Origin of the sequence: Pseudomonas sp. CK-NBRI-02, assembly GCF_008124495.1 — a bacterium.
Lineage (GTDB): Bacteria > Pseudomonadota > Gammaproteobacteria > Pseudomonadales > Pseudomonadaceae > Aquipseudomonas > Aquipseudomonas guariconensis.
In genome coordinates, this window is the sequence record NZ_VSJH01000026.1 from 100220 (window position 1) to 106219 (window position 6000).

5 protein-coding genes are annotated in these 6000 nt (G+C 60.4%); 2 read left to right on the top strand and 3 right to left on the bottom strand.

From position 1 onward, the window contains the following. Positions 1 to 378 precede the first annotated feature (378 nt). From DQ397_RS16665 to DQ397_RS16675, 3 genes are all read right to left on the bottom strand, one after another. The gene (locus DQ397_RS16665; RefSeq protein ID WP_043207819.1) at positions 379 to 966 is read right to left on the bottom strand and encodes a YigZ family protein; all 588 of its coding nucleotides are present in this window, start codon (positions 964 to 966) and stop codon (positions 379 to 381) included. Positions 967 to 975: 9 nt separating this feature from the next. After that, a complete protein-coding gene (locus DQ397_RS16670) occupies positions 976 to 1638 on the bottom strand; it encodes a TetR/AcrR family transcriptional regulator (protein WP_043207817.1) in 663 nt (220 codons plus the stop codon). A gap of 89 nt (positions 1639 to 1727) precedes the next feature. Continuing rightward, positions 1728 to 2642, bottom strand: a complete 915-nt coding sequence (locus DQ397_RS16675) for a LysR family transcriptional regulator (protein ID WP_043207816.1) — start codon at positions 2640 to 2642, stop codon at positions 1728 to 1730. A 304-nt stretch (positions 2643 to 2946) separates the two neighbouring features. Here DQ397_RS16675 and DQ397_RS16680 point away from each other — a divergent pair, with 304 nt between their 5' ends. Then, on the top strand, positions 2947 to 4293 hold the full coding sequence (locus DQ397_RS16680; protein ID WP_043207814.1) for an aspartate aminotransferase family protein: 1347 nt from the start codon (positions 2947 to 2949) through the stop codon (positions 4291 to 4293). 69 nt (positions 4294 to 4362) lie between these two features. Beyond that, positions 4363 to 5856 (top strand): CoA-acylating methylmalonate-semialdehyde dehydrogenase, encoded by a 1494-nt coding sequence (locus tag DQ397_RS16685; protein ID WP_043207811.1) that lies wholly within the window; start codon positions 4363 to 4365, stop codon positions 5854 to 5856. The last annotated feature ends 144 nt before the right edge of the window (positions 5857 to 6000 follow it).

Below are 6000 nucleotides of genomic sequence, written 5' to 3' on the forward strand. Positions count from 1 at the left end.
TGATCTTTGAAAGTCGGGGTATTGAGGATAATTCAGCGAACCGAATGCTGCCCGGTCGTGACTTGAACAAAAAATGACCATTCGATAGAAGGCCCGTGAATCCGGGCGTTTGCTCCAGGGATGCACGGGTTATCCACAATCCCCTCCACATTATCTGTGAGCAAGGCAGCACGTGATTGCAGGCGCTCCAATCAGGGAAAGGGATCGCTGAATTGGGGATAACTTGCTGTTATTCAGGTGCTTGCGACGCTGTCATGAAAATGTGATCAAAATATGATCAATACCCTGCAGGCCTTGTGGTGAAAGGGCTGTACTCAAATGCCCCAAGCTTATCCACAGGCGGACCCACAGTAGTTGTGAGCAACCGCAGTGCTTGGGTTACTCACAGGGCGCCAGGCGAATGCGTCCGCGGCTCAGATCCGCCAACTGTTGTTGCAGTGTCTGTAGATGCGCCTCGCCAACCGCAACCTGTAGGTCCACGCCGTTGGCAGTGAACTGTTCGTCCAATACCAGACCGTCGACTTCCGCCAGACGCAGCTTGAGTAGCGCCAGTTCACTGAAGGTACAACTGCAGTGGTACTCGCTGCGTTGGACAAGCAACCGCTTGGGCGCCTGTTGCAGGCATTTATTGGCCCCACCCCCGTAGGCCCGGGCCAAGCCGCCGGTGCCCAGCTGGATGCCGCCATACCAGCGGATCACCAGCACCACGACCTGGTCGCAGTCCTGCGCCTCGATGGCGGCCAGGATCGGCCGACCTGCAGTGCCACCGGGTTCACCGTCGTCGCTGCTGCGGTACTGGGCTCCGAGCTTCCAGGCCCAGCAGTTATGGGTCGCTGCCAGGTCGCTATGGCGTTCGATGAAGCTCATCGCCTCGGCGGCACTGGTGATCGGGCCGGCAAGGGTGATGAAGCGGCTCTTGCGGATTTCCTCGCGGAACTCGCAGAGGTCAAGCAGGGTAGAAGGCATAAGTCCGGGTCAGGCTGTGGGGGTGATGCCGCAGCCTTTGAGAATGATGTGGATAAGGTTGTTGCTGGCGTCTTCCATGTCCTGTTTGGTCAGGCGACTGCGCCCGGTGACCTGGCAGATCTGGGTCGCGAAGTCGGCGTAGTGCTGGGTGCTGCCCCAGAGCAGAAAGATCAGGTGGACCGGGTCGACGCGGTCCATCTTGCCAGCATCCATCCAGGCCTGGAACACCGCGGCACGGCCGCGGAACCATTCGCGGTAATCGGCGCTGAAATACTCGCTCAGGCAGTTTCCGCCACTGATGACTTCCATGGCGAAGATCCGCGAGGCCTGCGGGTTGCGTCGGGAAAACTCCATCTTCGTGCGGATGTAGTGGCTCAGCGCTTGGGCAGGGTCGTCCTCGACGCTCAAGGCGTTGAAGGTGCTGTCCCACAGCTCGATGATATTGCTCAGCACGGCGATGTACAGGCCAAGCTTGTTGGTGAAGTAGTAATGCAGGTTCGCTTTGGGCAGGCCGGCCTTCTGGGCGATGGTGTTCATGCTGGTGCCCTTGAAACCATGGCGGGCGAACTCGTCTTCGGCGGCCTGGATGATGGCCTGCTCGTTCTTCTGGCGAATGCGGCCTGCGGGTTTGCCCGAGAGGGGCGGACGATGCGCGGGAACTTCAAGGGTCATGGACGATTCCGTACGAGTCTGTGGCAACGGCTGCCGGACAGATTACCTTCCTCTGAGCACCTGACAAGCATTAGCGGCAGAGTCAGGCATCAACGTGTCGCAGCCAGGCTTTCCAGGAAGCTTTCGAGCACAAGGTTTGGACGCCGCCCCTTGCGTGTGACCCAGCTAAGGCTCAGGTCATAGAAGCGCTCGAGGGGCTTGAGTGCACGCAGGCGCCCCTGCTGAACCCAGAACATCGCGTAGTGGTCAGGCAGATAGCCGATGTAACGCCCGGTGAGGATAAGAAACGCCATGCCTTCGCGGTCCGATGCACTCGCCGTGCAGTGCAGCGCCTGGTAATGCGCCTGGATATCGGCTGGCAGGCGAAAGGTCGGCGCGATGGCGTCCTGGCTGTTGAGGCGTTCGTCGTCGATCTGCTGATCATCTGCGTAGAACAGCGGGTGCCCGACGGCACAGTAGAGCAGCGAGCGTTCGCTGTACAAGGGCTGGTACTCCAGACCCGAAAGCGGGCTGGTCTGTGGCACCACGCCGACATGCAGGCTGCCATCCAGTACGCCTTGCTCGACCTGGCTGGGGGCGATCATGCGGATCTGGATGCGTACATCGGGGCCACGGTCCTTGAGTTCTGCCAGGGCATGGGTAATGCGCATGTGCGGCAGAGTCACCAGGTTGTCGGTCAGGCCGATGTTCAGCTCGCCGCGCAGATGCTGGTGCAGGCCGTTGACCTCGGTGCGAAAGGTTTCCAGGGCGCTGAGCAGTTGCAGGGCCGAGTGATAAACCTCCCGGCCTTCCTCGGTCAGTGAGAAACCGGCGCGGCCCCGTTGGCACAGACGCAGGCCCAGGCGCTGCTCCAGGTCGTTCATCTGCTGGCTGATCGCCGAGCGGCCGATGCCAAGAACGTTCTCGGCGGCGGAAAAACCTCCGCATTCCACGACGCTGCGGTAGATCTTCAGCAGGCGGATATCGAAGTCGCTGACTTGGGCAAGGGGCTGTGGGCGTTTCACGGGAAGCCTTCAATGGAGTGAGTCAGGGGCGCAACCTTAACCAAACCCTGTGCATAAATCAGTCGGCGAGCTGCAACCGTTCATTGCATATCTGCCTGCCCAGGCCCCTGACGGACGGATACCGGCGTATCGACCAAGTGATTGATCAGTAGCGGGTTATTGGTATGTGTTGATCTTGTCGAGCTTAAGTTTAGCCTGCATGAATCTAAAGATTAGAAAAGCGGCATTTTTCTTACGTTAGTCCCGTGACAACTTAGCTGCAACAACATCCATCGTTGCCTAATCGTCTTCCGAGGAACCGCCGATGAACATGCCCGCAACCGCCACCACCGGTATCGCAAGCCAGCTCAAGCTGGACGCCCACTGGATGCCCTACACCGCCAACCGCAACTTCCAGCGCGATCCACGCCTGATCGTGGCGGCCGAAGGCAACCACTTGGTCGATGACAAGGGCCGCAAGGTGTTCGATGCACTGTCTGGCCTGTGGACCTGTGGCGCTGGGCACACCCGCAAGGAAATCACCGAGGCCGTTTCGCGCCAGATGGGCGTGCTGGACTATTCGCCAGCCTTCCAGTTCGGCCACCCGCTGGCATTCCAGCTGGCGGAGAAAATCACTGAGCTGACCCCGGGCGATCTGGACCACGTCTTCTTCACCAACTCCGGTTCCGAGTGCTGCGACACCGCGCTGAAGATGGTGCGTGCCTACTGGCGCCTGAAAGGCCAGGCGACCAAGACCAAGATCATCGGCCGTGCCCGTGGCTATCACGGCGTGAACATTGCCGGTACCAGCCTCGGTGGCGTGAACGGCAACCGCAAGCTGTTCGGCCAATTGCTGGATGTCGACCACCTGCCTCATACCGTGCTGCCGGGCAACGCCTTCACCAAAGGCATGCCGGAAGAGGGCGGTATCGCCCTGGCGGACGAGATGCTCAAGCTGATCGAGCTGCACGATGCCTCGAACATTGCCGCCGTGATCGTCGAACCGTTGGCTGGCTCGGCTGGCGTTCTGCCGCCACCGAAGGGCTATCTCAAGCGTCTGCGCGAGATCTGCACTCAGCACAACATTCTTTTGATTTTCGATGAAGTGATCACCGGCTTCGGTCGCATGGGCGCCATGACCGGCTCCGAAGCGTTCGGCGTGACCCCGGACCTGATGTGCATCGCCAAGCAGGTCACCAACGGCGCCATCCCGATGGGCGCGGTGATCGCCAGCAGCGAGATCTACCAGACCTTCATGAACCAGCCGACGCCGGAATACGCCGTGGAATTCCCTCACGGCTACACCTACTCGGCCCATCCTGTGGCCTGCGCTGCCGGTATCGCTGCGCTGGACTTGCTGCAGAAGGAAAACCTGGTGCAATCCGCAGCCGAGCTGGCGCCGCACTTCGAGAAAGTGCTGCACGGTATCAAGGGCACCAAGAACGTCGTCGACATCCGCAACTATGGACTGGCCGGCGCCATCCAGATCGCCGCCCGTGACGGCGATGCCATCGTGCGTCCGTACGAGGCTGCAATGAAACTGTGGAAAGCAGGCTTCTATGTCCGCTTCGGCGGCGACACGCTGCAGTTCGGCCCAACCTTCAACACCCAGCCGCAGGAACTGGATCGCCTGTTCGACGCGGTGGGCGAAGCCCTGAACCAGATCGACTGATTTCTTCCGACTCTGACGGCAGGCGCATGTTCATGCGCCTGCATCAACCTTCTTTATCTGGAGTTTTGCATGAGCATCGTTCAGCACCTGATCAACGGCGAGCTGGTTTCCAAGGGTGAGCGCACCGCCGATGTCTTCAACCCGTCCACCGGCGAGAGTTCCCGCAAGGTCGAACTGGCCAGCCGCGCAACCATTCAAGAAGCCATCGACGCAGCCAAGGCAGCCTTCCCGGCCTGGCGCAATATGCCGCCGGCCAAGCGTGCCCAAGTGATGTTTCGCTTCAAGCAACTGCTGGAGCAGAACGAAGCACGTATCTCGCAACTGATCAGCGAAGAGCACGGCAAGACCCTGGAAGACGCTGCGGGTGAGCTCAAGCGCGGTATCGAGAACGTCGAGTTCGCCTGCGCCGCACCCGAGCTGCTCAAGGGCGAATACAGCCGCAACGTAGGTCCGAACATCGACGCATGGTCCGACTTCCAGCCGCTGGGCATCGTTGCCGGTATCACCCCGTTCAACTTCCCGGCCATGGTGCCGCTGTGGATGTACCCGCTGGCCATCGTCTGTGGCAACGCCTTCATCCTCAAACCGTCCGAGCGTGACCCGAGCTCGACCCTGTTCATCGCCCAATTGCTGCATGAGGCCGGCCTGCCCAAAGGCATCCTGAATGTCGTCCATGGCGACAAGGAAGCGGTCGACGCATTGATTGAAGCGCCAGAGGTCAAGGCCTTGAGCTTCGTCGGTTCGACGCCGATCGCCGAATACATCTATGCCGAAGGCACCAAGCGCGGCAAGCGTGTCCAGGCTCTGGGCGGCGCCAAGAACCACGCGGTACTGATGCCCGACGCCGACCTGGACAACGCCGTCAGTGCGCTGATGGGGGCGGCTTATGGTTCTTGCGGCGAGCGCTGCATGGCCATCTCGGTTGCCGTGTGCGTGGGCGACCAGGTCGCAGATGCGCTGATCGCCAAGCTGGAGCCGCAGATCAAGGCGCTGAAGATCGGCGCCGGTACCTCCTGTGGCCTGGACATGGGCCCGCTGGTGACCGCGGCTGCCCGTGACAAAGTGGTTGGCTACATCGATGACGGTGTGGCGGCTGGTGCCAAGTTGGTCGTCGATGGGCGTGGTCTGCGCGTGACCGGCCATGAGGATGGCTATTTCGTGGGCGGCACCCTGTTCGACCACGTCACGCCAGAAATGCGCATCTATAAAGAAGAGATCTTCGGCCCTGTGCTGTGCGTGGTACGTGTGAAGAGCCTCGAAGAGGCCATGCAACTGATCAACGAGCATGAATATGGCAACGGCACCTGCATCTTCACCCGTGACGGTGAAGCGGCGCGCCTGTTCTGCGACGAGATCGAAGTCGGCATGGTAGGGGTGAACGTGCCGCTGCCGGTACCGGTTGCCTACCATAGCTTCGGTGGCTGGAAGCGTTCGCTGTTCGGCGATCTGCATGCTTATGGCCCGGATGGTGTGCGCTTCTATACCCGTCGCAAGGCTATCACCCAGCGTTGGCCACAGCGTGCCAGCCATGAGGCTTCGCAGTTCGCGTTCCCAAGCCTGTAAGAGATAGACAAGCCCAAAAGCAAAACGGGGAGGCCGCCAGGCCTCCCCGTTTTGCTTTTGGGCCGGATTAAGGTTTTTTGAAAATAACTGTTGACGGGGTTTCGAATCCCCTTATAATGCGCCCCACTTCCGACGCAGTCGAAA